Source organism: Pseudomonas sp. K8 (genome assembly GCF_014889455.1).
Classification (GTDB): Bacteria; Pseudomonadota; Gammaproteobacteria; order Pseudomonadales; family Pseudomonadaceae; genus Aquipseudomonas; species Aquipseudomonas veronii.
Map to the genome: position 1 here is coordinate 57,713 of NZ_VJWO01000029.1, position 22,240 is coordinate 79,952.

Genomic DNA, 22,240 nt, shown 5'->3' on the forward strand with positions numbered 1-22,240 from the left:
GGCGTGCCCATGCTGCTCTATCTTGATTTACTGCCAAGCCTGCTGATTGGCATGGCACGCATCTACCCCTGCGCTTTTCTGGTCGCGGCGTTCTGTTTCCAGCACATTCGCGGCATGCCCAGGCACGCCGTGGTGATGGTCATGGCGTTGATGCCCGCGCCGGGTATTCATGCGGCGCTGATGGGGCAGGAACTCTCCGCGATGATGTTGGGCGCGCTGGTGCTCAAAGAGGCGATCCTGGGCGTTTTGCTGGGGGTGTTGCTGTCGATGCCGTTCTGGATGTTCGAGTCGGTCGGGGCGCTGCTGGACAACCAGCGCGGGGCTTTGGCCGGCGGTCAACTCAACCCGTCGCTGGGCCCCGACGCCACGCCGATCGGGCATTTGTTCAAGCAACTGGCGATTTTTTTATTGATGGCCAGCCTGGGCCTGGGCGCGCTGACCCAGGTGATCTGGGACAGCTACCTGATCTGGCCGCCGACCGTGTGGTTTCCGTTGCCGGCGGCCAATGGCCTCAGTGTGTTTGTCGAGTTGGTCGGCGACACCTTCACTCACATGATGCTGTACGCCGCGCCCTTTATCGCCGTACTGCTGTTGCTCGAGTTCGGCGTGGCACTGTTGGGGATCTACAGCCCGCAACTGCAGGTGAGTACGCTGGCCCCGCCGATCAAATGCCTGGCCGGCATCGGTATTCTGCTGCTGTATTTCGCCCTGCTGCAGGACTTGATCGTCGGGCGCATGGCGCTGCTGAGTGACCTCAAGCATTCCCTGGGCCTGCTGTTCAAGGGGCCTTTTACATGAGTGACTCAGGGGAAAAGAAACACCCCGCCAGTGCCAAGAAACTGCGTGACCAACGCAAGAAAGGCCAAGTCGCGCAGAGCCAGGACGTGGGTAAGTTGCTGGTACTGACGGCCTTGAGCGAGATCGCCTTGTTCACGGCCGACACCAGCATGCAGCGCTTCCAGCAGATGATCGCACTGCCGCTGGCGCGCATAGGGCAACCCTTTGCGCGCGCCCTGGAAGAAGTGCTGACGGAGGCGCTGGTGTTGTTTTTCTCCTTCGGCCTGCTGATGGTCGGGGTCGCGATCGGGGTGAAACTGATCAGCAGCTGGATGCAGTTCGGCTTGCTGTTCGCCCCCGAATCCCTGAAGTTGGACTTCAACCGGTTGAACCCGCTCACCCAGCTCAAGCAGATGTTCTCCGCCCAATCCCTCATGAACTTGTTGATGGGCATCGGCAAGTCATTGCTCCTGGGCTTGATACTGTACGTGGTGATTGGCCCGTCGCTGGGCGCCCTGATCAACCTTGCCAACAGCGATCTGCAAAGCTACATCCTCGCGCTGATCACACTCTTTCGGCACTTGTTGCATGCGTGTCTGGGGGTGCTGCTGGTGCTGGCGCTTGTTGACCTGACGTTGCAGAAGTACTTTTTTGCCAAGCGCATGCGTATGACTCAGGTCGAGGTGGTCAAAGAGTACAAAGACATGGAGGGCGATCCCCACGTCAAGGGCCAGCGGCGCTCGTTGGCTTATCAGTTGGCCCAGGAAGAACCCAAGGTCAAGCTGCCCAAGCTGGAGGAGTCGGACATGCTGGTGGTCAACCCGACGCACTTTGCCGTCGCGTTGTATTACCGCCCCGGCCAAACGCCGCTGCCAAAATTGGTGGCCAAGGGCACGGACGCGAATGCGCGTAAGCTGATTGATCGAGCCAAGGCGGCGGATGTCCCGGTGATTCAATGCGTATGGTTGGCTCGCACGCTGTACGAGGCAAAACTGGGGGCGGGCATTCCGCGTGAGACCTTGCACGCGGTGGCGTTGATCTACCGTACCTTGCGCGACCTCGACGATGAGGCCAAGCGTGAAACCCTCGAGTTGCCGGAGCTGGAGCAGCGCTGATCAGCGGTTGGCGAAACCATCCAAGGCGTCGAGGTCGGCCAGCGACAGCATTCGGCTGAGGACTTGATCCACGGCCTGAAGCTCGGCGGGCAGGGCGTGCCAGATCACCAGTGCGCCCTGGGCATCGAGGTAGATATAGCAGCCATCAAATACCACTGCCTGATCGAAGCGGCGTTCCAGCACGCGTTGCAGTTGCCCGGCTTGCAAGGCCGCCTGGCTGATGTGCAATGCCAACCCCGGGCGGGCGTTGGCGTGCCGTGTGTGCAGGGCGATGCCCAGGCACAACGGCAGGTGAGCGGCATCGCCGCTCACCAGGCTATCGAAGAATGCCTGCCGATGCCGCTCATCGTCCGGCACCCTCCCGGCGTTCATCGTTCCAGCGACACCGTTTGATAGTCCGAACGCTCCCCGGCCGGGCCGGGTTCGACGCGCATGTGCGGCGGCCACCAGATCACCAGCTTATCGCTGGTCGATTGTGGGCGTGAGCAGGAGTCTCCTTTGCAGGTCGGGGTGCAACCGCTGATGAACAACGCGGCAATCATCAGGGTGGCGCACAACAGTCTTGGCTTCATGGCGTGGTCTTCCGGGTTGGCGTGAGCAGGGACGGGCGCGGCACACTCAGGTGTTCATCCTTCACCACCGGGCGCATGGCGATGAACACTTCGGCTTCTTCGCCCGGCTTGAGCCAGGCGCGTGGCCAGACGGTGACCGCCAGGGTCTCGGAGTTGCTGCATTCTTTTTCATCGATGCGGACATTGCGCTTGTACTGATTGCGCAGCACCACCACCGCCACGTTGAACTGCGGGCCGGCGTACCACTGGCTGCGCTCGGTATTGAGCGCCAACAGCTCGCGAGGGGTACACAACGTGTTCAACGCCAGCGGCATCGGTGCGGCCTTGAAGGCTTTGGGCACTTGCCCGCTGACCAGATGCGCCAGGATGCTGGTGATGTCGCTGCGGTTGATCACCGGCTGATGTGGGGCCAAGCGCCGTGCCAGGGGTTTGAGGGCGGCCTGCAACTCGCTCTGGTCGGCCTGCGGCAAGTAACGTGATGGGTCGGACTGATCGCCGATCACGCGCGGGGTGAGAATGAACAAACGTTCGCGCCGGTTGTTCTGGCGTTCCGTCGAAGAGAACAGCGCTTTGCCCAGCAACGGAATGTCCCCCAGCAAGGGGATCTTGTTTTGCTTGTCCGCGCTGTTCGTTACATGGAAACCGCCCACCACCAGGGAGCGTTTTTCCGCCATGACGGCCTGGGTGCTGACCTTGCCCCGACGCACATCGGGGCCGATGCGTTCGGGGTTGGACTCGTCGAAGTTACCGTCTTCGATGTCCACCGCCAGGTGGATCTGATGGCCACCGCGGCTGGTGATGACGCGAGGCACGACCTGGAAACTGGTGCCGACGGTGATCGGCAGGATGGTCGCGTTCTCGCTGCCGGCCGTCAGGTACTGGGTGCGGTTGAAGTCGATCACCGCTGGTTGGTTTTCCAGGGTGAGCACCGATGGGTTGGAGACCATGGTTGCCAGCCCGCGCGCTTCCAGGGCGCGCACGTCGGCGTAAAAGCGGTCGCGGTTTTCGATCGACAATTGTGATGAGGTGCCGGGCGCCATGTTGACCGCGCCGCGGAAGCGACTGTTTTGAAAGCCCCAGTTGACGCCGAACTCACGTAATTGGGTGCGTTCGATGTCGAGGATGATGGCGTCGATTTCCACCAGTTTGCGCGCCACGTCGAGCTGACTGATCAGCTCGCGGTACATCCCCTGACGCTCCGGCAGGTCATAGATCAGAATCGCGTTGTTGCGCACATCGGCCTCGACGCGGATTCGGCTGGGGTTGACCGGCGCCCGCGACGTCAGCGCTATGCCGGCGTCCACCGGCCCGGTTGGCGCGGGTGTGCCGAGCATCTGCCCCAGCAGCGGGTTGCTCAGGCGCGGGAACGCCGGCGTCAGGGGCGCGGGCTGGGACTGCGCGGGGGAGCGCTGAGTCATGCCGGTGAGCATCGCGGGATTGCGTGGGTCGAGCAGCCCGCGCAGCATGGTAGCCACGCCGGGGATGGTGATTCTTTCGTTGCGGTATTCCATTTGGCGGTCCGCGGCGTTGGCGAACTTGAGCGGATAGCTCAACACGCTCTGCTTTTCGTCCGGTGAACGGCGCTGGCTGCTGAACTGCTTGATCTGTTCGATATAGCGCCGGGGGCCGGAGACCAGGACGACACCGTCCTCCGGCAATTCGCCCCAGCCGAAACGACTGTCGAGCAGGCCGATATCGGTCAGCGCCTGCTTGAGGTCGGCAATGGTTTCGGACGACACCTCCAGGCGTGCGGACTCTTGCTGATCAAGGGTGCTGATGTGCAGGGTGTTGTTGTAGAGATACCACTGGAAGCGGTGTTCAACGCCCAGCCTGTCGAGCAGCGACTGCGGGGTATTGGCGCGTATCTTGCCGTTGACGTTGCCCTCCAGCAGGCCCTCGATCTGGAGTTGGGTGCCAAATGTCTGGGCAAAATCTTCCAGGACTTCACGTAACGGCTTGTGCTGGGCTTCATAGGCGTATGCCGTGTTCTTCCATTCGGCGGGGATGGCGGCGAGGGCGCCTGGCGCCGGGGCCAGCAAGCAGGTCAGGGCGATCAGGCACCGCCAATCGGCGCGTCCGGATGAAGTTTCGGGCGGGTCAATGCGCAAGCTGTCGCGCTTGTGGATCTTGTTATGCATAGAAGCTTCTCTGATTAGTACAGCAACGAACGTAGGGAGGTGGGGTTGCGTCGAGGCGCCGGTCTGTGGAGGCGCGCGACGGTGGCGCGCCAGGTATCGCGTTGGTTGAGCAGGGACTCGAGGCAGAGCTGCAGCTGCTGTTCGTCGTGCTTGTCATGCAGGCAATGCATCAGCCAGAGCGCGCCACTGGCCGGCGCCTGGGCGAGAGCGCCTGGAAAGTGTTCCAGGCTGACCTCGCCCAGTCGCAGCCAGCTCAGCAGCAATGATTTGTCCGGGCGAAGTGGCGTCAACTGGACACTGAGCAACAGGCTGTTCGAACAATGACGCAGGATAATTTCGTCATTGTTTTCGAATAACCTCAATTCTCCGGAGCCGCGTTTCAAACACTCGGCCAGCAGCGCGTTCAAGTTACTGACCGCTATCCAGGCCTGACTTCAGGAGCATATGTTTGACGCGGGCATGCTCATTGAAGACGTATTCGGAAGTTCGATGCTTGGCGACAAGATCGAAAAAAAAGGCGAGGTCTTCTTCAGACCCGGAATTGGTTTCTGCGGCGAGGTTGAGGTCACGTTTAACCTCCCTTGCGTCGTTTAGAAGCCGATTGCTGTAACCGTCGTAATAGTTCATGGATTCACTCCGTTGGGATGTTCTCCTTTTTGGTTTGTATTTCGAATTGGTTCCATGTGCGGCAATTTTTATTTCATGAAGTGTGTTTAAAACCCGTTGTCTGAAGGGCTGTCATCGGGCTTCATGAAAATATTGATCAAGGACGTCCAGTCAATCCGGAAGTCCCCTTCTTCGGTGGTCAATATGAGCGATTGCAGTTTGATCGTATCGTCGGCGCGCAGTGTCCAGTGCGTGCTGCCGCGGTTGGTCAGGCATGCCCGCACCGCCTCCAATTCGAGCGGGTGGCAAACCAGTGTTGCCTTCACCGCTGGCACATGGCTCGCCAGTAATTGCTTGATCAGGGCGGCCATGCGTTGGGGGGCGGGGGTGTCTTCTAGCAGCAGGTGAATGGCCTGGTTGGCGATCGAGGTGGCGTATTGTTCAAGGCTGTCGCACAGGGCCTGACGCTCGATTTCCCAGCGTTTGAGTTGTGCATTGGCGCGTTGCCATACTTCAACGCTGACTTTTTCGAGCAGCGCTTCACGTTGGGCGTGTGCCGTCTTCAGCAACTGCCTGGCCTCGGCTTTTGCCTGGTCCACCACATTGCTGGCCTGGGTATAGCTCGCCAGTGTTTCGCAAGAGATCAGGCTCCCCGGCAAGGGTGGCGCGCCCCCGGGCGAGCTGATTTTATATCGGCATAACATCGTTAATCTCCGTGCCCCTCTGAGGCGGCAGCGCTACTGTTCCTGTTCATCGCGCCAATGCGCCACGCCACCGCATGCCAAAGGGTATCGAGGCGGCTATGGGAGTCGCCGAGCGACAGGGCTTTTTCGTCCAGATCCAAAATGCGCCGGCGCGCAAAGCGCAACCGGATGCGCTGCCAGGTGGCCGGCGTGACCCAGGCGCGGAGCAATTGCAGCGGGTCATTATCGGGTTGCACCATATCCAGAGGCAGGGCCTTGGCCAGCCTGTTGCACCACTGTCGATGGTTGTCATCGAGTGCGGTGGCATAGGCGGGACGGCAGATGCCGTCAATCAGGGCGAGCCCCAGGTCGAGTTGATCCGTGGGGGCGAGTGCCAGTTGCAGGAGTGCGGGGTCGGGCATTGGCGGCAGGCAAGGGGCAACGCCATAAGGCGTGCCCGTGACGACCTGCCGGCTGCGGTGCAGCTCATTCAGCGCGGCGTGTTGAACGGGGGCTTTCCAGTCTTCGTGGGCACACAACCAGGGCGCGGACCACCATTGGGCCCATGAGAGATTACTCATTGCGGGCCTGGACAGGTGCATCCGGGGATGGGCCGTCTGACAGCGCGTCTGCGGCTCTTTGTGTGCGTTTATGCCAGAACATGCCCGCCGCGATCATCAGCGCCAGGGCGATCAGCCCGAATGTCACACTGGCCCGCCAAAAACCGATGTCATCTCCCGGAACCAGGAACGGCCCGAAGTAAGCCAACCGTTGCTGCTCTAAGTAAGCGGTTGCCGGCACGAAGACGACCGTCAGTTTTTGCGGGTTTTCCACCGCGGCGGTCATCCCCGGAATACTGCTTGCAACCATCCTGCGCACCCGGGCCCTGATATTGTCGGGGTCGAGTCGCGGGTCATGCTTGATGAACACCGAGGCGGAGGCGGGTTGTACCGGTTCCCCCGGAGCGACGCGCTCGGGCAGCACCACGTGTACGCGAGCCACGATGACGCCATCGATGTTCGACAGCGTGGTCTCCAGCTCCTGGGACAGGGCATAGATGTAGCGTGCTCGTTCTTCAAGCGGGGTGGAAATAACCCCCTCTTTGCGAAAGGTGTCGCCCAGCGTCGCGCGCGCGACCCGCGGGAGGCCGGCAGCCTCCAGCGTTCGCACAGCGCGGCCGATATCGGTTGAGTTGACCACCACCACAACGCCATCTTTCGCGGGAACCTTGGTGGCGCGGATATGTTTGTCCGCCAGTTCCGCAACGACCTCATTGGCCTCTTGTTCGGTTAACTGACGATGAAGTTCGACACGGTCACTGCAGGCATTGAGCAAGAATGAGAGCGACAGGATTACTAGGATAAGCCGCGGGCGAGTCATGTTGGCCTACTGGAGGTTGCTGATTTTATCGATGCACTGCGCGGTTTTACCGACGCTCTTCGACAACATGTGCGTCAGCAGGAGTGCGTCGGAAAGTTGGCCCGGATATTTTCGCGCCTCTTCCAGTTTGTTCTTGCTGCTTAATGCACGCAGGCTTTTGGTCATACGCTCAGTCATGGAATTGAGCTTGCCTGCGGCTTCGGAAAGCACATTCGGTGGCAGCGCATGATCGACCGCGGTATTCGCAATTGGGGAAGGCATGAGCGTTGAGTTGAAAAAGCTGACATCGGTGGCCGAGTGGGAGGCCTCCTGTATGCCTGAGGTGCCAGGGAGTTGATTGATTTCAGTCGTGCGGATGCTGCCTATCATCATGTTGCCCTGTCAGATAAGGGTTAGAAGATGAGCGTGTATATGACAACGCTCGTGGCGATGTGGCCTTCCCGGCATCGACTGTCGAGAAGGCCAGCAAGCGTTCAGCTATTACAGGCGGAGCATGTCAGCGGCTGCTTTAATACCGTTGGTATTAGCGTTCTCTGCTGCTTTATATGCGTTTTTTACACCATCTTTGCGCTTCTTGGATTCTACAGCCTCCATCCCAGCATCTGCTTCATCAGCAGACATATTGTTGGCGTCACCGCCACCATAGGAGGCGCCAGAATACGAGCCAATCGAACCGATAGTCATGTTGTTTTCTCCGTGCTTAACGTTAGTTTCACTGGAGTCAGCGATACATCAAAAGACGCTGTTGCACACCTGTATCGCTGTTCCATGACTTATGTGGCTAAACGGATTCATGCGTTCCATATGTTGCGGGAAGGTATGTTTCAAAAGATGTTATTGCGTTAATAGGGGCGACACCCTGTTTCAGTTGAGTGATATTCCCAAATGCTTTATTCGGTGGTACAGCGTTCGCTTGGCGACGCCTAAAGCGATTGCCACACTGTCCACACAGTGGTCGTGTTGACGAAGCGATTCTTCAATCAGCGATTTCTCCATCTGTTGCAATCGTGTCTTCAGGTTCAATTCAAGTTCATGTCGGTTGATCACCGCGGTGGATAACGGCGGCAGGCCCAACACGAAGCGCTTGGCCGTCGAGCGCAGTTCGCGCACGTTACCCTTCCACGGGTGGCACAGCAGTTGTTGCAATAACTGCTTGCTGGGGGGCGATGGCGCGGCGAGCCGGAAGTGATCGGCCTCTTGCTCAATCATGTCCAGGAACAAGGGAATGATCCGCTCTCGCCGATCCCGTAAGGCTGGAAGGTGGATATTGACCACATTCAGACGGAAGTAGAGGTCGCGTCGGAAAGTGCCTTGCTCGACCATTTCGTGCAAGGCGTGCTGGGCCGAGGCGATCACACGCATGTCTACCGGGATAAATCGTGTAGACCCCAGGCGTTCGACCCCGCGCGATTCCAGTACACGTAACAGCTTGGCTTGCAGCGATAGCGGCATGCTGTCGATTTCGTCGAGGTATAGGGTGCCCAGATGGGCGGCTTCGACAAACCCCGCGCGAGATTGCATGGCGCCCGTGTAGGCGCCGCTGTTGACGCCGAACAGTTGGCTTTCGGCCAGGGTTTCCGGGATGGCGGCACAGTTAACTGCTACGAAGTTTCCTTTGCGACGAGACAGCTGATGGATGCGTTGCGCCAACGTATCTTTACCTGTGCCGGTTTCTCCCAAGAGGAGAATATCGATATCGAGAACGGCCGTATTGTTCACGGTCGTTTCGATGGCCGGGCAATCGCTAAAGGTCATGTCCGTTATAAGAACGTTTTCGCAGAGCGTCGACATCGTGTTGTGCTCCGATACTGTTGCCACGTCAGGAGGGCAATTAACCTATGGGTCGACGTGCAGTTAAACAGGAAAGCTTAGTGTTGTCATGATGCGCTGCCGGCGTTAAAAGTGGCGCCGGGTATAGGGAGGGCAAGTGCTCTGAAGTTGCAAGCGCTAGTTGAGATGGTTATCCGTGGTCGGCGTAAGATTATTCTTAGAGTGGTGAAGAATAGTTGGGAAGTTTTAACGCTTCGCAGATATGTTGCGGTGTGTGTTCTAAAGTCCTCTTATTTATAATGTATGGCAATGTTTCGCTCTCATGAGTCTTTCACCCACAAAAAAGCCGATGCAGGGCATCGGCTTCTTTATATCGCGACGTCTGCCGCGATCGATGTTTACACGTTGAAACGGAAGTGCATCACATCGCCGTCCTTGACGATATATTCCTTACCTTCCAGGCGCCATTTACCGGCTTCCTTGGCACCTGCTTCACCCTTGTACTGGATGAAGTCGTTGTAGGCGATCACTTCGGCGCGGATAAAGCCTTTTTCGAAGTCGGTGTGGATCACGCCGGCGGCCTGTGGCGCGGTGGCGCCGACCTTGACGGTCCAGGCGCGGACTTCTTCGACACCGGCGGTGAAGTAGGTCTGCAGGTTGAGCATTTCGTAACCGGCGCGGATCACGCGATTCAGGCCAGGCTCTTCCAGGCCCAGGGCCTCGAGGAACATGTCTTTTTCTTCGCCGTCATCGAGCTCGGCGATTTCCGCTTCGATCTTGTTGCACACCGGAACCACGATCGCGCCTTCTTCGTCGGCGATGGCCTTGACCACGTCGAGCAGCGGGTTGTTCTCGAAGCCGTCTTCGGCGACGTTGGCGATGTACATCACCGGCTTGGTGGTCAGCAGGTGGAAGCCCTTGACCGCGGCCTTCTCGTCAGCGCCCATGGTCTTCATCAGGCTGCGTGCCGGCTTGCCCAGGGTGAAGTGGGCGATCAGCTGCTCCAGCAGGCCTTTCTGGACCACGGCGTCCTTGTCGCCACCCTTGGCGTTACGCGCGACTTTCTGCAGTTGCTTCTCGCAGCTGTCGAGGTCGGCGAAGATCAGTTCCAGGTCGATGATCTCGATGTCGCGTTTCGGGTCGACGCTGTTGGAGACGTGAATCACGTTCTCGTCTTCAAAGCAGCGGACCACATGGGCGATGGCATCGGTTTCGCGGATGTTGGCCAGGAACTTGTTGCCCAGGCCTTCACCTTTCGACGCACCGGCCACCAGGCCGGCGATGTCGACGAATTCCATGGTGGTCGGCAGGATGCGCTTGGGGTTGACGATCACCGCCAGAGCGTCCAGGCGCGGGTCCGGCATCGGCACGATACCGCTGTTCGGTTCGATGGTGCAGAAGGGGAAGTTCTCCGCCGCAATACCGGACTTGGTCAGCGCGTTGAACAGGGTGGATTTGCCGACGTTGGGCAGGCCGACGATGCCGCAATTGAATCCCATGGTGTTTCCCCTCGGAAAAGAGTCAGGCCTTCTGGCTGTGCAGGTTTTTCATCGCGCGGTTCCATTCCCCGGCGAGGATATCCGGCAGCACGCCGAGGGCAAAGTCGATGCAGGCATCGAGTTTTTCCTGTTCGGCGCGTGGCGCACGACCCAGGACGAAATTTGAAACCATACTGGCAACGCCTGGGTGGCCAATGCCGAGCCGCAGACGGTAAAAGGTATTCTGATTGCCCAGCTGCGCGATGATGTCGCGCAGGCCATTGTGCCCGCCATGCCCGCCGCCTTGCTTGAGCTTGGCAACGCCGGGAGGCAGGTCCAGTTCGTCATGGGCCACCAGGATTTCTTCGGGTTTGATCCGGAAGAACCCCGCAAGCGCCGCGACAGCCTGGCCGCTGCGGTTCATGTAGGTGGTGGGAATCAACAGACGAACATCCTGACCCTGATGCGAAAAGCGTCCGGTCAGGCCGAAATACTTGCGATCGGCCACCAGGTTTACACCTTGGGCGTGGGCGATGCGCTCAACAAAAAGGGCCCCCGCGTTATGCCGGGTCTGTTCGTATTCTGCGCCTGGATTTCCCAGGCCAACGATCAGTTTAATGGCAGTCACGACAGGGGCCCTTCCTTTGGAGTTGTGGATAACAATGCCGACCTGAGTGCGGCGAAAGTGGACGACAAGGGATCATTTACTCAAGAGTAAACGTCGCGTTATCGCCCGCTTTCTCGCTACGTTTCGGTCCGCGATGTTTCCTCAAGCTCCGGCAATACAGAGTGAATTACTCTGCAGCGCCTTCTTCAGCTTCTGGAGCAACGCGTGGAGCGTGAACGTTGGCAACCGCTTTGTCATCACCGTGAACCAGTGCGACAAACTCAACGCCTTTAGGGGCTTTGAGGTCGGACAGGTGCAGGATTTCGCCGATTTCCAGAGCCGACAGGTCGACTTCGATGAACTCAGGCAGGTCTTTCGGCAGGCAGGTCACTTCGATCTCGGCAACAACGTGCGAAACTTCGCCGCCTTTTTTGATCGGAGCTTCTTCACCAACAAAGTGTACCGGCACAACGGCGGTCAGTTTCTGGCCGGCAACGACGCGAACGAAGTCAGCGTGCAGCACGTGGCCTTTAGCTGGGTGACGTTGCAGGGCCTTGATGATGACGTTCTGCTTGGTGCCGCCGACGTTCAGCGAAATGATGTGGCTGTAGGCCGCATCGTTTTCCAGCAGTTTGGCAACTTCTTTGGCCAGCATGCTGATGGATTCAGGGGCTTTGTCGCCACCGTAAACTACAGCTGGAACCAGGCTTGCGAGACGACGCAGGCGGCGGCTCGCACCTTTCCCCAGGTCGGAACGCACTTCAGCATTCAGAATAAATTCGTTCATGTTGTATCTCCAAAATAACCACATTCGCCCCAGCGTTTGCGACCAGCGCTAAAGGCGATATGGGCAAAAAAGCCCCGCCCCGACAATATGCCGGGGCGGGGCGCTTTTCGTCAGTGAGGTGATCCGAAGGTTTGACCCTTAACGGAACATCGCGCTGATCGATTCTTCGTTGCTGATGCGGCGAACCGCTTCGGCAACTACCGGTGCGATATCCAGTTGGCGGATACGCGGACAGGCTTGAGCTGCAGCGGACAACGGGATGGTGTTGGTCACCACCAGTTCGTCCAGCATTGAGTTCTCGATGTTCTCGATCGCTCGGCCCGACAGCACAGGGTGTGTGCAGTAGGCGAAGACTTTTGCCGCACCATGCTCTTTCAAGGCTTTCGCCGCGTGGCACAGGGTGCCGGCGGTGTCGACCATGTCATCAACCAGAATACAGGTACGCCCTTCGACATCACCGATGATATGCATCACTTCAGAGTGATTGGCTTTCTCGCGGCGTTTGTCGATGATCCCGAGATCAACGCCCAGGGATTTGGCGACAGCCCGTGCACGCACGACGCCACCAATGTCCGGGGACACGATCATCAGGTTTTCAAAGCGCTGGTCTTCGATGTCATCCACCAATACGGGGGAGCCGTAGATGTTATCTACCGGAATATCGAAGAACCCCTGGATTTGGTCAGCGTGCAGGTCAACCGTGAGAACACGGTCGATGCCTACCACGGTGAGCATGTCAGCCACGACTTTCGCGCTGATAGCTACACGTGCGGAACGCGGACGGCGATCCTGACGGGCATAACCAAAGTAAGGGATTACAGCTGTGATTCGAGTCGCTGAGGAGCGGCGGAAGGCATCAGCCATCACGACGAGTTCCATCAGGTTATCGTTGGTCGGAGCGCAGGTCGGCTGGATAATGAAGACGTCTTTACCGCGGACGTTTTCATTGATCTCGGCGGTAATTTCGCCGTCGGAGAATTTACCGACAGAGATGTCACCGAGAGGGATATGCAGCTGACGAACAACACGTCGAGCCAGATCGGGGTTGGCGTTCCCCGTAAAGACCATCATCTTGGACACGCGCAGTACCTAGAGGCTGAGGGTAACCTGGATGAGTAAAGGAAAATGGCAGGGGCGGCTGGATTCGAACCAACGCATGGCAGGATCAAAACCTGCTGCCTTACCGCTTGGCGACGCCCCTGTATCTGTTGCAACGAGTACCCAGTACTCGGTTCCTTTTAGAGCAGACTTTGCAGCTTGCGATGCAACATCGAAACGTTGCTTCCTTTCGCTACAAACCCTGTAAGGGTCTCTGTAAGAAGGGCCGAGACTTTATCAGCTTCAGCTTTGTTTGGGAAGCCCCCAAACACACAACTTCCAGTGCCGGTTAATTTTGCTTCGGTAAATTTACCTAACAAATTCAAAGCGTTACGTACTTCTGGATAACGCCTTGCTACAACCGGTAAGCAGTCATTTCGACTGTTTCCCTTGGGAACGGGGCGCACTTTAATGGGAGGAGAGTTACGTGTCAACAGTGGATCTGAAAAAATTTCTGCTGTACTTACAGATACTTGCGGGACAAGCACGACATACCAAGGCTCTTCGGGGTTTTCCGGGGTGAGTTTTTCTCCCACGCCCTCGGCAAAAGCCGCGTGCCCACGCACGAAAACCGGGACGTCGGCGCCCAGTGTCAGGCCCAGTGCGGCCAGGCGATCGAGGTCCCAGCCGAGCTTCCACAAATGGTTCAGGCCCAGCAGTGTGGTCGCGGCATTCGAGCTGCCGCCACCGATGCCGCCGCCCATGGGCAGGATTTTATCGATCCAGATGTCGATGCCCAGGGCGCAACCGGATTGTGCCTGAAGTTTTTTCGCGGCCTTCACGATCAGGTTGCTGTCGTGGGGCACCCCTTCGAATTCGGTGTGCAGTCGGATCACGCCATCGTCGCGCACGGCGAATGTCAGTTCATCGCCGTAGTCGAGAAATTGAAACAGCGTCTGCAACTCGTGGTAGCCGTCTTTGCGGCGCCCCAGGATGTGCAGCATCAGATTGAGTTTGGCCGGGGAGGGCAGGGTCAGTTTCTCTACGGTCACGTTATTGCCCCAGCTTGCGTGGTTGCCAGTCCTTGATCACCAGCGTGATATCAAGGTCGGTGCCGTGCAGTTTGATCCGCTCGGGCAGCCAATAACCGCTCTGTTGCACGTAGCTCAGGTATTCGACCTGCCAGCCGTCCTGCTCCAGGGAGGCCAGGCGGCTGTCGCCATTGAGGCTCAGGCGGCTTTTGCTGTCGGGGGCGGGCAAACCGCGTACCCACCAGACCAGGTGCGACACCGGCAGTTTCCAGCCGATCTGCTCTTCCAGCAGCGCCTCCGGGGAGACGGCTTCGTAGCGACCCTGGTTGGCCACTTCGAGGCTGACTTGCCCCGGTCGGCCGGTCAGGCGGGCGGCGCCGCGCCCCAATGGGCCGGACAGGCGGATATCGTAGTAGTCCTGGCGTTGCAGCCAGAACAAGGTGCCGCTGCCGGAATCTTTCGGCGCGCGTACCCCGACTTTTCCTTCGATCTGCCAGCCATCGATGCTGCTGAGCTGGGCCTTGTGCTGTTTCCATTGCGCCGGGTTGCCCTGACCCTCAACGGACTCGCGGGCACCGAAGCCCGCGCAACCGGCGAGCAAGGCGATGAAGCTGAAAACGATAAAGTGGCGCAAGAACATAAACTTAAAGGGTCTCGGAACCGGTCAGGCGCTTGATGGTGCCGCGCAGGATGGGGCTTTCGGGTTGTTCCTTGAGGAACTTCTCCCAGATTTGTCGGGCTTCGCGCTGTTTGCCATTGGCCCAGAGCACTTCGCCCAGGTGGGCGGCGACTTCCTGGTCGGGGAAGCGCTCCAGCGCCTGGCGCAGCAGGCGCTCAGCCTCGTCCAGGTTGCCCAGGCGGTAGTTCACCCAGCCCAGGCTGTCGAGTACGGCCGGGTCTTCCGGGTTGAGCTTGTGGGCCTGTTCGATCAGCACCTTGGCTTCGGCGTAGCGCGTGGTGCGGTCGGACAGGGTGTAGCCCAGGGCATTGAGCGCCATGGCGTTGTCCGGGTCGCGCTTGATGATCAGGCGCAGGTCTTTTTCCATCTGCGCCAGGTCATTGCGTTTTTCCGCCTGCATCGCACGGGTGTAGAGCAGGTTCAGGTCGTCGGGGTATTGCAGCAAGGCTTGTTGCAAGACTTTCCAGGCGCGCTCGGCCTGATTGTTGGCCGACAAGGTCTCGGCCTGGATCAGGTACAGCTGGATCGCGTAGTCCGGTTCCGCCTCGCGCGCCGCGACCAGACGTTTTTCCGCCTCGTCGGTGCGCCCGTTGCTCATCAGGATGTCGGCCTGGCGCAACTGGGCGGGCAGGTAGTCGTTGCCGGGGCCGACCTTGGCGTATTCGAGCAGGGCGGCCTGGGGGTCGTTGTTTTCTTCGGCGATGCGGCCGAGGTTCAGGTGCGCCGAGTCCACATGGCTTTCGCGCTCGATCAACTCTTCCAGATAGCCCTTGGCCTCGTCCCAGGCCTTGGCTTCCAGGCACACCAGCGCCAGGGAGTAGCGTAATTCGTCATCGTCCGGGTATTGCTGGACCAGGTTGGCGAACTGCACTTTGGCGTCCTCCATGCGGTCCTGCTCCACCAGCGTGCGCGCGTAAGTCAGGCGCAGGCGTTTGTCGTCCGGGTACTTCTTGATGCTTTTTTCCAGCAGCGGAATCGCTTCCTTGCCGCGATTGAGGTTCTGCAACAGGCGTGCGCGCAGCAGGATCGGCGCGATCTCGCCTTCTTCCGGCGGGTTCTGTTCCAGCAGCTTCAGCGCGGCTTCGGCTTCGTCGTCCTGTTGCAGCAGCAAGGCCTTGCCGAACACGAGCTGGCTGTTCTTCGGGTGTTTTTGCAGCAGGCGGTCGAAACTCTTCATCAGCCCGTTGCGCGTGTCCTGGTCGGTATCGGCCGCCGACAGCGCAAGAAAGTCGAAATGCGTGTCGCCCTTGCCCTGCAGGACTTTCTCCATATAGGTCATGGAGTCGTCGTAGCGCCCCGAGCGCGCCAATTGAATGGCTGCCGCCCGTTGTGCTTCCAGGTCGTGCGGCGCGTTTTTCGCCCAGATCAGCGAGGTGTCCAGCGCAGCCTGGTCGGCCCCCAGGTACTCGGCGATGCGAAACGCCCGCTCCGAGATGCCCGGATCTTGCGTATTGATGGCCTGGGTCACGTAATTATCCAGCGCAATATCGAAACGATTGCGCTGGCCGGCCAGTTCTGCGGTCAGCAGGCTGTACACCGTGTCTTCAGTGAACGAGGAGTAAACCTTGGGCTTTTCAGGGGCTGGGGTGCTCTCTTCCACCGGCGGTGTACCGTCGGTCAACACGGGGGCCATGGCCTGGCAGCCGTTGAGGAAGACAAAAGCGAGGAGCAACGCGGAGGATCTATTCATATAGGAAGAGGACGACTAACCTGCGGTCGGATCATCATGACACAAGCCTTCGGCCAAACATAACCGAGTCTCAGTGGATGCCTTTATAGGCACAACGTATAGGGACAATAGACGACGGTGGTTGTTCTGAATCTATCGAAGTAGGACAATTGTCGGCTTCCCGACATCATCAGCGATATTGAATGGCCTTCCTCGCACTCGGTATTAACCACAAGACTGCCTCCGTAGACGTGCGCGAGCGCGTGGCGTTTACGCCTGAGCAGTTGGTTGAGGCCTTGCAGCAGCTCTGCCGACTCACCGACAGCCGCGAAGCTGCGATCCTTTCCACCTGCAATCGCAGCGAGCTTTATATAGAGCAGGAGCATCTTTCAGCGGATGTCGTGCTGCGCTGGCTGGCCGATTACCACCATTTGGACTTCAATGACCTGCGCGCGAGCGCTTATGTGCATGAGGACGATGCGGCAGTTCGTCACATGATGCGTGTGGCGTCCGGTCTCGATTCGCTGGTCCTGGGCGAGCCGCAGATCCTCGGCCAGATGAAATCCGCCTACGCCGTGGCGCGTGAGGCTGGCACCGTGGGGCCGCTGCTGGGGCGCCTGTTCCAGGCCACGTTCAATTCCGCCAAGCAGGTACGCACCGACACCGCCATCGGGGAAAACCCGGTGTCCGTGGCGTTTGCCGCCGTCAGCCTGGCCAAACAGATTTTCAGCGACTTGCAGCGCAGCCAGGCCTTGCTGATCGGTGCCGGCGAGACCATCACCCTGGTCGCCCGTCACCTGCACGACCTCGGCGTGAAGCGTATCGTGGTGGCCAACCGCACCCTGGAGCGTGCCAGCATCCTCGCCGAACAGTTCGGCGCCCACGCCGTGCTGCTGGCCGATATCCCGGCCGAGCTGGTGCGCAGCGACATCGTCATCAGTTCCACCGCCAGCCAGTTGCCGATCCTGGGTAAAGGCGCGGTAGAAAGCGCGCTGAAGCTGCGCAAGCACAAGCCGATCTTCATGGTGGATATTGCCGTTCCCCGGGATATCGAGCCTGAAGTCGGCGAGTTGGACGACGTTTACCTGTATAGCGTCGACGATCTGCACGAAGTGGTCGCCGAAAACCTCAAGAGCCGTCAGGGCGCAGCCCAGGCCGCCGAGGAAATGGTCAGCGTCGGCGCCGAAGACTTCATGGTGCGCCTGCGCGAACTGGCGGCGGTGGACGTGCTCAAGGCGTATCGTCAGCAGGGCGAACGCCTGCGCGACGAGGAGTTGAGCAAGGCCCAGCGCTTATTGGCCAATGGCGGCAACGCCGAAGACGTGCTGATGCAACTGGCCCGCGGCTTGACCAACAAGTTGCTGCACGCTCCCAGCGTACAACTGAAAAAACTCACTGCCGAAGGCCGCCTCGATGCGCTGGCCATGGCGCAGGAACTCTTTGCCCTCGGTGAGGGCGCGTCAGATAGCTCTTCGGATAAAAAACCGTAATGAAAGCGTCACTGCTCAACAAACTGGACGTGCTCCAGGACCGTTTCGAAGAACTGACTGCGTTGCTCGGCGACGGCGAGGTCATCTCCGATCAGGCCAAGTTCCGCGCTTATTCCAAGGAATACGCCGAAGTTGAGCCCATTGTGCTCACCTATCAGAACCTGTTGAAAGTACAGGCCGACCTGGAGGGCGCCCAGGCCCTGCTCAAGGACAGCGACCCGGACATGCGTGAAATGGCCGTGGAAGAAGTCCGTGAAGCCAAAGACAAACTGGCCGAGCTCGAAGGCGACCTGCAACGCATGCTACTGCCCAAGGACCCCAACGACGGGCGCAACGTCTTCCTCGAAATCCGCGCCGGCACCGGCGGCGACGAGGCGGCGATTTTCTCCGGCGACCTGTTCCGCATGTACTCGCGGTATGCCGAGCGGCGTGGCTGGCGCGTCGAGATCCTGTCCGAGAACGAAGGCGAACACGGCGGTTATAAAGAAGTCATCGCCCGCGTCGAAGGCGACAACGTGTACGGCAAGCTGAAATTCGAGTCCGGCGCGCACCGCGTGCAACGGGTGCCGGCCACCGAATCCCAAGGCCGTATCCACACCTCGGCGTGTACCGTGGCGGTGTTGCCCGAGCCGGACGAGCAGGAAGCCATCGAGATCAACCCGGCGGACCTGCGCGTCGACACCTACCGTTCATCCGGTGCCGGTGGTCAGCACATCAACAAGACCGACTCGGCGATCCGCATCACACACTTGCCGTCGGGCATCGTGGTTGAATGCCAGGAAGAGCGTTCGCAGCACAAGAACCGGGCGCGGGCCATGTCCTGGCTGTCGGCCAAGCTGAATGACCAGCAGACCAGCGCCGCCGCCAACGCGATTGCCAGTGAACGCAAACTGCTGGTGGGCTCGGGCGACCGTTCCGAGCGCATCCGCACCTACAACTTTGCCCAGGGCCGGGTCACCGACCACCGGGTCAACCTCACGCTCTACTCCCTGGACGAGATTCTCGCCGGTGGCATCGACGCGGTGATCGAGCCGTTGCTCGTCGAATACCAGGCCGACCAATTGGCGGCGATAGGTGAATAAATGACCATCATCGCCAGCCTGCTGCGCGCCGCCGACCTGCCCGACTCGCCCACCGCACGCCTGGACGTGGAGCTGTTGCTCGCGGCTGCCCTGGGCAAGTCCCGCAGCTACCTGCACACCTGGCCGGAAAAAATCGTCAGCAGCGAAGCCGCGCTGACCTTCGCCGATTACCTGCAACGCCGCCGCGCCGGTGAGCCGGTGGCCTACATCCTCGGCCAGCAAGGTTTCTGGAAGCTGGACCTGGAAGTCGCGCCCCACACGCTGATTCCGCGCCCGGACACCGAACTGCTGGTCGAGGCGGCCCTGGAATTGTTGCCCGCCACGCCGGCCAAGGTGCTCGACCTCGGCACCGGCAGCGGCGCCATCGCCCTGGCCCTGGCCAGCGAGCGCCCGGCCTGGCACGTCACCGCCGTCGACCGCGTGCTCGAAGCCGTGGCCCTGGCCGAACGCAATCGCCAGCGCCTGAACCTGCACAATGCCACTGTGCTCAACAGTCATTGGTTCAGCGCGTTGCAAGGCCACACCTACGACCTGATCATCAGCAACCCGCCCTACATCGCCGCCAACGATCCGCACCTGGCGGCCGGCGACGTGCGCTTTGAGCCGGCCAGCGCGCTAGTGGCGGGCCATGATGGGTTGGACGACCTGCGGCTGATCATCGCCGAGGCGCCGGCCCACCTCAACGCGGGCGGTTGGCTGCTGCTGGAGCACGGTTACGACCAGGCCGCGGCGGTGCGTGACCTGCTGCTGAGCCAGGGCTTTGAAGGCGTCCACAGCCGCATCGACCTCGGCGGCCACGAACGCATCAGCCTGGGGCGCCGGCCATGCTGAGCGACCAGGAGCTGTTGCGCTATAGCCGACAGATTCTGTTGAAACAGGTCGACATCGACGGCCAATTGCGCCTGAAAAACGGTCGCGCCTTGATCGTCGGCCTCGGCGGCCTGGGCGCGCCGGTGGCGCTGTACCTGGCGGCGGCCGGGGTCGGCGAGTTGCATCTGGCGGATTTTGACACCGTCGACCTGACCAACCTGCAACGCCAGATCATCCATGACACGGACAGTGTCGGCCTGAGTAAGGTCGATTCGGCCATCCGCCGTCTGACCGCGCTCAACCCCGAGGTCAAACTGCTCACCCATCGCACTGCGCTGGATGCCGACTCCCTGGCCGCGGCAGTGGCGGCGGTGGATGTGGTGCTCGACTGCAGCGACAATTTTTCCACCCGCGAAGCGGTCAACGCCGCCTGCGTGGCCGCCGGCAAGCCGTTGGTCAGCGGCGCGGCGATCCGCCTGGATGGGCAACTGTCGGTATTTGACCCGCGGCGCGCCGACAGCCCGTGCTACCACTGTTTATACGGGCACGGCAGCGACACCGAACTGACCTGCAGCGAAGCCGGCGTGGTCGGCCCGCTGGTCGGTCTGGTCGGCAGCCTGCAGGCCCTGGAAGCATTGAAGTTGCTCGCCGGTTTCGGTGAGCCCCTGGTCGGACGCTTGTTGCTGATTGATGCCTTGACCACGCGTTTCCGTGAGTTGCGCGTCAAGCGCGATCCCGGTTGCAGTGTGTGTGGGACGCAGCATGGTTAAGGATGCACCGATCGGTGTGTTCGACTCCGGTATCGGCGGGTTGACGGTGCTCGAGGAAATCCAGCAACTGTTGCCCCATGAGTCGCTGCTGTACGTCGCCGATTGCGGGTACATCCCCTACGGCGAGAAAACGCCGGCCTTTATTTGCGAGCGTTTACACCGGGTTGCAGAGTTTTTCCGCGAGCGCGGCGCCAAAGCCTTGGTGATTGCCTGCAACACGGCGACCGTTGCTGCCGTGGCCGACTTGCGCAAGAGCTACCCCGACTGGCCGCTGGTGGGGATGGAACCCGCCGTCAAACCCGCTACCGCTGCGACCCGCAGTGGCGTGGTCGGCGTACTCGCCACCACCGGCACCCTGCAAAGCGCCAAGTTCGCCGCGTTGCTCGACCGTTTCGCCACCGATGTGCGGGTGATCACCCGGCCGTGCCCAGGCCTGGTGGAACTGATTGAAACCGGCGACCTGGGCAGCCCGGCCCTGCGCCAGTTGTTGCAAAGCTACGTCGAACCGTTGCTCAGCGCCGGCTGCGACACCATCATCCTCGGTTGCACCCACTACCCCTTCCTCAAGCCGCTCCTGGCGCAGATGCTGCCCCCCGGCATCAGCCTGATCGACACCGGCGCTGCCGTGGCCCGCCAGCTCAAGCGACTGCTCGGCGAACGCGATCTGCTGGCCGCCGGCACTCCAGGCCCTGCCCAGTTCTGGACCAGCGGCGATGTGTGTCATCTAAGAAATATCCTACCGACACTATGGAAACATCCCGGAGTTGTGAGAAGCTTCGGCTCGTGAAAATTTCGTCAAAATTCGCCGTTAGACGCTGAATTTCTGGCAGTAAGTCGGCTTCTATAAGCGAGATTTCCCTGTGTAAAAACCTATAACTTCGTTCGGAAAGGATGTTTCTTATGAAGCGCTTGTTCTGTTTGGCCGCGATTGCGGCCGTTGTGGTGGGACACTCTTTTTCGGCGCAGGCCGCCGGCCTTGAGTTTGGCCTGGGGACCACCGGTGATTCGACGCTCACCTATCGATTGGGGCTGACGTCGGATTGGGATAAGAGCTGGATGCAGAGCGACGTCGGTCGCCTGACTGGCTATTGGAGTGGTGCATACACCTATTGGGAAGGTGATCACCGTGCAGGCGCGAGCAGCCTGTCGTTCTCCCCGGTATTTGTGTATGAGTTCGCCGGGGAATCGGTAAAGCCTTACATCGAGGCCGGGATCGGGGTGGCGGCATTCTCCCGCACGCGGTTGGAAGACAACAACCTCGGCCAGGCCTTCCAGTTCGAAGACCGCCTGGGCTTCGGTTTGCGCTTTAACGGCGGGCATGAAGTGGGCATTCGTTCCATGCACTACTCCAACGCCGGGCTCAGCGACCATAACGACGGCATCGAAAACTACTCGTTGCACTACACGATGCCGCTGTAACTTCAGAACCCTGCAAAACCCTGTGGGAGGGGGCAAACCCCCTCCCACATTGAGATATTCATCGGCCTGAGATCAGCGGTAAGCGGTCGCGAATCCCTTCGCGTTCGGTGGCATCGAAAACTACTCGTTGCACTACACGATGCCGCTGTAATTTCAGAACCCTGCAAAAACCTGTGGGAGGGGGCTTGCCCCCGATAGCGCAGTGTCAGTCGCAGAATTTGCCAACTGACCCACTGCTATCGGGGGCAAGCCCCCTCCCACATTGAGATATTCATCGGCCTGAGATCAGCGGTAAGCGGTCGCGAATCCCTTCGCGTTCGGTGGCATCGAAAACTACTC

The 22,240-nt window shown here is 59.9% G+C and carries 26 protein-coding genes and 1 tRNA gene; 8 read left to right on the top strand and 19 right to left on the bottom strand.

Features of this window, described 5'->3' with window-relative positions:
- The first annotated feature begins 9 nt into the window (after nucleotides 1–9).
- Together sctT and sctU are read left to right on the top strand one after the other, a co-directional pair.
- Complete coding sequence (gene sctT / locus INT12_RS19225; RefSeq protein ID WP_017844421.1) at nucleotides 10–798, top strand: type III secretion system export apparatus subunit SctT; 789 nt, start codon at nucleotides 10–12, stop codon at nucleotides 796–798.
- A complete protein-coding gene (gene sctU / locus INT12_RS19230; protein ID WP_193040378.1) occupies nucleotides 795–1,892 on the top strand; it encodes a type III secretion system export apparatus subunit SctU in 1,098 nt (365 codons plus the stop codon). The genes sctT and sctU overlap by 4 nt, the downstream gene beginning before the upstream one ends.
- On the opposite strand, the gene INT12_RS19235 is transcribed toward sctU, so the two are convergent.
- The 19 genes from INT12_RS19235 to INT12_RS19325 all read right to left on the bottom strand — a co-directional run bounded on the left by INT12_RS19235 (nucleotide 1,893) and on the right by INT12_RS19325 (nucleotide 16,351).
- Entirely contained in the window at nucleotides 1,893–2,264 is a 372-nt protein-coding gene (locus INT12_RS19235; protein WP_017844419.1) for a hypothetical protein, read from the bottom strand.
- A complete protein-coding gene (gene hrpT, locus INT12_RS19240) occupies nucleotides 2,261–2,464 on the bottom strand; it encodes an HrpT family type III secretion system protein (protein WP_108525284.1) in 204 nt (67 codons plus the stop codon). The genes INT12_RS19235 and hrpT overlap by 4 nt, the downstream gene beginning before the upstream one ends.
- Nucleotides 2,461–4,602, bottom strand: a complete 2,142-nt coding sequence (sctC, locus tag INT12_RS19245; protein ID WP_193040377.1) for a type III secretion system outer membrane ring subunit SctC — start codon at nucleotides 4,600–4,602, stop codon at nucleotides 2,461–2,463. Before sctC ends, hrpT begins: the two co-directional genes overlap by 4 nt.
- 14 nt (nucleotides 4,603–4,616) lie before the next feature.
- Nucleotides 4,617–4,964 carry a type III secretion protein gene (locus tag INT12_RS19250; protein WP_226926247.1) on the bottom strand — a complete coding sequence of 116 codons (348 nt, stop codon included), beginning with the start codon at nucleotides 4,962–4,964 and terminating at the stop codon, nucleotides 4,617–4,619.
- Nucleotides 4,965–5,010: 46 nt separating this feature from the next.
- Entirely contained in the window at nucleotides 5,011–5,229 is a 219-nt protein-coding gene (locus tag INT12_RS19255) for a hypothetical protein (RefSeq protein WP_026139725.1), read from the bottom strand.
- Between the two features lie 86 nt (nucleotides 5,230–5,315).
- Nucleotides 5,316–5,912, bottom strand: a complete 597-nt coding sequence (gene sctL / locus INT12_RS19260; RefSeq protein ID WP_017844414.1) for a type III secretion system stator protein SctL — start codon at nucleotides 5,910–5,912, stop codon at nucleotides 5,316–5,318.
- Between the two features lie 2 nt (nucleotides 5,913–5,914).
- A complete protein-coding gene (locus INT12_RS19265; protein WP_046488039.1) occupies nucleotides 5,915–6,472 on the bottom strand; it encodes a hypothetical protein in 558 nt (185 codons plus the stop codon).
- The gene (gene sctJ, locus INT12_RS19270; RefSeq protein ID WP_026139723.1) at nucleotides 6,465–7,271 is read right to left on the bottom strand and encodes a type III secretion system inner membrane ring lipoprotein SctJ; all 807 of its coding nucleotides are present in this window, start codon (nucleotides 7,269–7,271) and stop codon (nucleotides 6,465–6,467) included. The genes INT12_RS19265 and sctJ overlap by 8 nt, the downstream gene beginning before the upstream one ends.
- A 6-nt stretch (nucleotides 7,272–7,277) precedes the next feature.
- A complete protein-coding gene (locus tag INT12_RS31355) occupies nucleotides 7,278–7,640 on the bottom strand; it encodes a hypothetical protein (protein ID WP_226926248.1) in 363 nt (120 codons plus the stop codon).
- Between the two features lie 111 nt (nucleotides 7,641–7,751).
- Nucleotides 7,752–7,955 carry a hypothetical protein gene (locus INT12_RS19280; protein ID WP_017844410.1) on the bottom strand — a complete coding sequence of 68 codons (204 nt, stop codon included), beginning with the start codon at nucleotides 7,953–7,955 and terminating at the stop codon, nucleotides 7,752–7,754.
- A gap of 180 nt (nucleotides 7,956–8,135) precedes the next feature.
- Nucleotides 8,136–9,062 carry a sigma 54-interacting transcriptional regulator gene (locus INT12_RS19285; protein ID WP_017844409.1) on the bottom strand — a complete coding sequence of 309 codons (927 nt, stop codon included), beginning with the start codon at nucleotides 9,060–9,062 and terminating at the stop codon, nucleotides 8,136–8,138.
- A 377-nt stretch (nucleotides 9,063–9,439) separates the two neighbouring features.
- On the bottom strand, nucleotides 9,440–10,540 hold the full coding sequence (gene ychF, locus INT12_RS19290) for a redox-regulated ATPase YchF (protein ID WP_046384760.1): 1,101 nt from the start codon (nucleotides 10,538–10,540) through the stop codon (nucleotides 9,440–9,442).
- 22 nt (nucleotides 10,541–10,562) lie between these two features.
- Nucleotides 10,563–11,147: an aminoacyl-tRNA hydrolase gene (gene pth, locus INT12_RS19295; RefSeq protein ID WP_017844407.1), complete on the bottom strand. Its 585-nt coding sequence runs from the start codon at nucleotides 11,145–11,147 to the stop codon at nucleotides 10,563–10,565.
- A gap of 166 nt (nucleotides 11,148–11,313) precedes the next feature.
- Nucleotides 11,314–11,913 (bottom strand): 50S ribosomal protein L25/general stress protein Ctc, encoded by a 600-nt coding sequence (locus tag INT12_RS19300; RefSeq protein WP_017844406.1) that lies wholly within the window; start codon nucleotides 11,911–11,913, stop codon nucleotides 11,314–11,316.
- 138 nt (nucleotides 11,914–12,051) lie between these two features.
- The gene (locus INT12_RS19305) at nucleotides 12,052–12,993 is read right to left on the bottom strand and encodes a ribose-phosphate pyrophosphokinase (RefSeq protein ID WP_017844405.1); all 942 of its coding nucleotides are present in this window, start codon (nucleotides 12,991–12,993) and stop codon (nucleotides 12,052–12,054) included.
- A 46-nt stretch (nucleotides 12,994–13,039) separates the two neighbouring features.
- Nucleotides 13,040–13,114, bottom strand: a tRNA-Gln gene (locus tag INT12_RS19310).
- A gap of 37 nt (nucleotides 13,115–13,151) precedes the next feature.
- On the bottom strand, nucleotides 13,152–13,955 hold the full coding sequence (gene ispE / locus INT12_RS19315) for a 4-(cytidine 5'-diphospho)-2-C-methyl-D-erythritol kinase (RefSeq protein ID WP_264294542.1): 804 nt from the start codon (nucleotides 13,953–13,955) through the stop codon (nucleotides 13,152–13,154).
- A 49-nt stretch (nucleotides 13,956–14,004) separates the two neighbouring features.
- On the bottom strand, nucleotides 14,005–14,622 hold the full coding sequence (gene lolB / locus INT12_RS19320; RefSeq protein WP_046488043.1) for a lipoprotein insertase outer membrane protein LolB: 618 nt from the start codon (nucleotides 14,620–14,622) through the stop codon (nucleotides 14,005–14,007).
- Nucleotides 14,623–14,626: 4 nt separating this feature from the next.
- Nucleotides 14,627–16,351, bottom strand: coding sequence for a tetratricopeptide repeat protein (locus INT12_RS19325; protein WP_193040375.1), 1,725 nt, complete (start codon nucleotides 16,349–16,351; stop codon nucleotides 14,627–14,629).
- 182 nt (nucleotides 16,352–16,533) lie between these two features.
- Between INT12_RS19325 and hemA the strand changes: the two genes are divergently transcribed.
- The 6 genes from hemA (at nucleotide 16,534) to INT12_RS19355 (ending at nucleotide 21,901) form a co-directional block, all read left to right on the top strand.
- On the top strand, nucleotides 16,534–17,820 hold the full coding sequence (gene hemA / locus INT12_RS19330; protein WP_017844401.1) for a glutamyl-tRNA reductase: 1,287 nt from the start codon (nucleotides 16,534–16,536) through the stop codon (nucleotides 17,818–17,820).
- Nucleotides 17,820–18,902, top strand: coding sequence for a peptide chain release factor 1 (prfA, locus tag INT12_RS19335; protein WP_017844400.1), 1,083 nt, complete (start codon nucleotides 17,820–17,822; stop codon nucleotides 18,900–18,902). The genes hemA and prfA overlap by 1 nt, the downstream gene beginning before the upstream one ends.
- A complete protein-coding gene (gene prmC / locus INT12_RS19340) occupies nucleotides 18,903–19,733 on the top strand; it encodes a peptide chain release factor N(5)-glutamine methyltransferase (protein WP_017844399.1) in 831 nt (276 codons plus the stop codon).
- Entirely contained in the window at nucleotides 19,727–20,482 is a 756-nt protein-coding gene (locus tag INT12_RS19345) for a molybdopterin-synthase adenylyltransferase MoeB (protein WP_017844398.1), read from the top strand. Before prmC ends, INT12_RS19345 begins: the two co-directional genes overlap by 7 nt.
- A complete protein-coding gene (murI, locus tag INT12_RS19350) occupies nucleotides 20,475–21,269 on the top strand; it encodes a glutamate racemase (protein WP_104903974.1) in 795 nt (264 codons plus the stop codon). The genes INT12_RS19345 and murI overlap by 8 nt, the downstream gene beginning before the upstream one ends.
- Nucleotides 21,270–21,382: 113 nt before the next feature.
- Nucleotides 21,383–21,901 (top strand): acyloxyacyl hydrolase, encoded by a 519-nt coding sequence (locus INT12_RS19355; protein WP_193058976.1) that lies wholly within the window; start codon nucleotides 21,383–21,385, stop codon nucleotides 21,899–21,901.
- Nucleotides 21,902–22,240: the final 339 nt, after the last annotated feature.

Bases quoted from the DNA above. Each gene is read 5' to 3' on its own strand.
- INT12_RS19235 (WP_017844419.1), bottom strand. From the start codon at position 2,264: ATGAACGCCGGGAGGGTGCCGGACGATGAGCGGCATCGGCAGGCATTC.
- hrpT (WP_108525284.1), bottom strand. From the start codon at position 2,464: ATGAAGCCAAGACTGTTGTGCGCCACCCTGATGATTGCCGCGTTGTTC.
- prmC (WP_017844399.1), top strand. From the start codon at position 18,903: ATGACCATCATCGCCAGCCTGCTGCGCGCCGCCGACCTGCCCGACTCG.
- INT12_RS19265 (WP_046488039.1), bottom strand. From the start codon at position 6,472: ATGAGTAATCTCTCATGGGCCCAATGGTGGTCCGCGCCCTGGTTGTGT.
- INT12_RS19300 (WP_017844406.1), bottom strand. From the start codon at position 11,913: ATGAACGAATTTATTCTGAATGCTGAAGTGCGTTCCGACCTGGGGAAA.
- sctL (WP_017844414.1), bottom strand. From the start codon at position 5,912: ATGTTATGCCGATATAAAATCAGCTCGCCCGGGGGCGCGCCACCCTTG.
- INT12_RS19280 (WP_017844410.1), bottom strand. From the start codon at position 7,955: ATGACTATCGGTTCGATTGGCTCGTATTCTGGCGCCTCCTATGGTGGC.
- sctU (WP_193040378.1), top strand. From the start codon at position 795: ATGAGTGACTCAGGGGAAAAGAAACACCCCGCCAGTGCCAAGAAACTG.
- ispE (WP_264294542.1), bottom strand. From the start codon at position 13,955: ATGCTGCACATCCTGGGGCGCCGCAAAGACGGCTACCACGAGTTGCAG.
- sctT (WP_017844421.1), top strand. From the start codon at position 10: ATGCTGCTCTATCTTGATTTACTGCCAAGCCTGCTGATTGGCATGGCA.
- INT12_RS31355 (WP_226926248.1), bottom strand. From the start codon at position 7,640: ATGATAGGCAGCATCCGCACGACTGAAATCAATCAACTCCCTGGCACC.
- lolB (WP_046488043.1), bottom strand. From the start codon at position 14,622: ATGTTCTTGCGCCACTTTATCGTTTTCAGCTTCATCGCCTTGCTCGCC.
- INT12_RS19345 (WP_017844398.1), top strand. From the start codon at position 19,727: ATGCTGAGCGACCAGGAGCTGTTGCGCTATAGCCGACAGATTCTGTTG.
- sctJ (WP_026139723.1), bottom strand. From the start codon at position 7,271: ATGACTCGCCCGCGGCTTATCCTAGTAATCCTGTCGCTCTCATTCTTG.
- INT12_RS19255 (WP_026139725.1), bottom strand. From the start codon at position 5,229: ATGAACTATTACGACGGTTACAGCAATCGGCTTCTAAACGACGCAAGG.
- INT12_RS19325 (WP_193040375.1), bottom strand. From the start codon at position 16,351: ATGAATAGATCCTCCGCGTTGCTCCTCGCTTTTGTCTTCCTCAACGGC.
- murI (WP_104903974.1), top strand. From the start codon at position 20,475: ATGGTTAAGGATGCACCGATCGGTGTGTTCGACTCCGGTATCGGCGGG.
- ychF (WP_046384760.1), bottom strand. From the start codon at position 10,540: ATGGGATTCAATTGCGGCATCGTCGGCCTGCCCAACGTCGGCAAATCC.
- hemA (WP_017844401.1), top strand. From the start codon at position 16,534: ATGGCCTTCCTCGCACTCGGTATTAACCACAAGACTGCCTCCGTAGAC.
- sctC (WP_193040377.1), bottom strand. From the start codon at position 4,602: ATGCATAACAAGATCCACAAGCGCGACAGCTTGCGCATTGACCCGCCC.
- INT12_RS19285 (WP_017844409.1), bottom strand. From the start codon at position 9,062: ATGTCGACGCTCTGCGAAAACGTTCTTATAACGGACATGACCTTTAGC.
- prfA (WP_017844400.1), top strand. From the start codon at position 17,820: ATGAAAGCGTCACTGCTCAACAAACTGGACGTGCTCCAGGACCGTTTC.
- INT12_RS19355 (WP_193058976.1), top strand. From the start codon at position 21,383: ATGAAGCGCTTGTTCTGTTTGGCCGCGATTGCGGCCGTTGTGGTGGGA.